Annotated in this window: 1 protein-coding gene; it reads left to right on the top strand. The window is 62.2% G+C overall.

Annotated elements, in window-relative coordinates; genetic code table 11:
• Positions 1-518 precede the first annotated feature (518 nt).
• On the top strand, positions 519-3,602 hold a 3,084-nt coding region (locus tag ABZ815_RS52480), incomplete at its 3' end, for an Ig-like domain-containing protein (RefSeq protein ID WP_357711029.1).

The raw sequence follows: 3,602 nt of genomic DNA, 5'->3' as shown, positions 1-3,602 counted from the left end.
GTCCCAACGCCGGCGCCACCACCAGACCCGCGCCCGAGCCAGACACCATTGGAGACGCTGGCTCATGCATCACGAAATCAGGCTGTAGTACTAGGACCGGGGCCAGGCCAGCTACAACGTGCTCGTCGGCCAAGGGGCGCGACAGCAGCAGCACCTCAATCAGTGCGCGGGTGTCGTCACGGTAGCCGCAGGCATTGCAGGCGGCCCGCCTGAGATGAGCTGACCCAGCCAGCCCCCTGCTGTCGCTGCCCTCTTGGTGCGAAGCTTTGTCATATATAAGCATCTTTACTTTTATATGAAACTTATGCGAAGATCGCTCCGTTTTGCATCCTTCTGTTCGAAAGGTCGGAGTGAGCACATCACGACTAGCGTTCGGTTTAAGCCGCCGGACGCGCCGCCGGGCTGCCCTGATCAGTACACCCGCGCTTTTCCTCTCCCTGCTTGGCGTGCCAGCCATGGCCGAGGAGTTCACCGCACCTACCACGCCCCCCACACCGACTCCAGCAGTGACAGACCCCATGGACGCTGCGCTCCTCCAAGCCCAAAAGGTCAATAAGCGGGTCGAGATCGAATCACTGCGTTCGGAGAGCGCTACCTACTACGCCAATCCCGACGGTGCGACCGTCACTGCCGAGTTGTCCAGCACGTTGGTCCGGGTCAAGAAGGGGGGTGTCTGGCAACCGTTTGACCCCACTCTGGTAGAAGAAGGCGGCGTCCTGCGCCCTAAGGCTGTCAAGGGTGATCTGACGTTGTCGCTCGGCGGCGACACAGCGGCAGTGACCTATACCGCAGACACCGGCAAGGGAACCATCTCCGCCCCGTCCCTCCTCCCTAAACCGGTGTTTAAAGGCAACGTCGCCACCTACCCCCAGGCCTACGGGCCCGGCATCGACCTAGTCATCACAGTCACGCCGAGCGGTTTCCGGCATGAAATCGTGCTGCGGCAGCGGCCTGCGAAGAGTCTGAAGCTACGCATCCCGCTCAAGCTTCCCAAGGGGCTCGCCCTGGGCGAGGGCAGCGATGAGACCCTCGGCGTTCTGGACAGCAAGGGCAGAGAGATCGCCGACATGGCCGCCACTCCCATGCTGGACGCGACCGAGATGCGGGCACCCGCCACCGGGCGGATGAGTACGGCCAAAGCCAGCGTAGACCGCGATGGCGCGCTGGTGCTCGCCCCCGACACCGCCTTTCTGACGGATCCCTCCGTCGCCTACCCAGTCACACTTGCGGCTCCACTGGAGGACTGGACGGGGACCGGTATCGCCGGTGACACCTTCGTCAGCCACAGCTATCCCAGCAGCCTCAACAACAAGGGGCTCAACCGCATCATCGTCGGCCGATCCAATAGCGGCACCGTGACCTGGCACGGCTACGTCCGTTTCAACATCAAGGGAACGCCCCTGGAAGGGGGCACCGTCGACAACGCCGACCTGAGGCTCTACAACTACGACACCAATGACTGCAGCGACACCGCCACGGCTGGTATCACTGCCCGCCGCGTCACGAGCTCCTGGGACATCAACACGATGACCTGGTCCAACCAGCCCTCGGTGACTGTGAGCGGGCAGATCGGCAACAAGGGCGCCTACGGTGTCGACTGTCCTGAAGGCGAGGGCGAGCTCTACTACTCAATCGAGCAGATCACCCAGGCATGGATGGACGGCGCCGCCGACTACGGCGTTCAATTGTCCTCCTCCAGTGAGAGCGTCCCCACTAACTGGCGCTGGTACCGCTCGGATGAGTACGGGGGTTACGACACCTGGCCCTTCACTCCTCGCGGCCCTGTCCTCATCATCAAATACGAACCGCTGAAGCTGTACACAGGCATGAAGACCCTCACGCAAACCCGGGATCCTTCTGCTGCGGAATTTGATGCGCTTCCTGATGCCTCTGGGAACGCGACTCCGTCGATTCCGAGCACGCCGACAGCCGAGGAGGGCGAAGAAGCAGACCAGCAGTCTCCGTGGACCGTTCCGGTCGAACTTGAGGACATCTCCTCCCCGCCTGGTGCGACTGCGGAAGAGATCGAGGCTATAAAGAACGGTCGAGGATTGATGCCGGGGTTGCCCGACGGCTGGACTCCCCCCAGCAAGTCGGACATCACGCCGCCTGTCATCACAACGACTAGTCCAGCCAGCAACGCCAAAGACGTGCCATCTGACACCTCCGTCGCCATCTCTTTCAGTGAACCCGTGTCCGGCGCACAGGTAACGCTCAAGGACCCCACAGGCATTGAGATACCCGGCTCAACGGCGACGGCGAACAACAGCACGTGGACATTCAAGCCAGGCAATGCGCTTTCCCGCGGACTCACCTACACCGCCGACGTGTCCAACGCAGCCGACGCCGCCGGCAATATCATGACGCCGTATTCCTGGTCGTTCGCAACTGAAGGCGACACGACGCCGCCTTCAATCGTGGAAACCAAACCGGCTGCCGATGCCACCGATGTGCCACTCACAAGTGCGATCATCGCCACGTTCAGCGAACCCACCTCCGATGTGCTGATCACACTCAAGGACTCGGCAGGTACTTCAGTACCGGGTAACGTCACAGTCGATGTTTCCAGCAAGGTTTGGACCTTCGCGCCAGCTACGCGACTCATGTCCCAGACGGTCTACAACGTCGAGACACGCAACGGCAAGGACAGCTTGGGCAACGTAATGACCCCACATGTGTGGTCGTTCGTCACCAAGCAGTTGGACACCACGGCGCCGAGTGTCATCGACACGACGCCTGCCAAGGACGCGGTCGGGGCGGAACTCGGAGGTCCCATCAGGGCGACTTTTAGCGAACCAACTGTGAACGGGCAAGTGACCGTCAGGGACGCCGCCGGCACCATGGTTGAGGGCACGGTGACACGCGAGTCCGCGACGGTGATCAGCTTCCTACCAACCTCCCCTCTTGAAGGCGAGAACACGTACACGTCCGAGGTGAGCAACGCCCAGGACGAGGCCGGTAACATCATGTCGCCCTTCAGTTGGTCTTTCACGACGAAGACCACCCCACCCGATCCCAACGGCCCGGTGGCGCTCTACGAGTACGCGAAGCCAGCCAAGGATGACGAGGGATTGGTCACCTCTTCCCTTACGCCGACATTCGGCGCAAGGATGTATGCCCCCTACGGCTCATCAACGATGGCGCTGACAGTGCAGGTGGAGCATGACCCGCAGGCTCCCGACCAGGGCAGCGGCCTGATTTGGTCCGGCACCAGCCCCATCGTCGCAAGCCAGGAGTACGCCTACATCGGCGTGCCTGACGGCAAGCTCAGCGACGGCTGGAAGCTTCGCTGGCGAGCCCGCGCAACCTCCAACGGTGTCAACGGCACGTGGACCGACTGGCATCAGCTCACCGTCGACGTTGCCAAGCCTGAAGTGCTCTACGAGTACGCCAGCCCGACCAGTGACGAAGAGGACATGGTGACCTCGTCGCTCACGCCCACGTTCGGCGCGATGATGTACCACCCCAACGGTCAGCCATCGATCGCGATGACGGTGGAGGTGGAGCATGACCCGCAGGCTCCCGACCAGGGCAGCGGCCTGATTTGGTCCGGCACCAGCCCCATCGTCGCAAGCCAGGAGTACGCCTACATCGACGTACCT

The organism is Nonomuraea sp. NPDC047529, assembly GCF_040642995.1.
GTDB lineage: Bacteria > Actinomycetota > Actinomycetes > Streptosporangiales > Streptosporangiaceae > Nonomuraea.
This window is presented reverse-complemented; position numbering and strand designations above follow the sequence as displayed.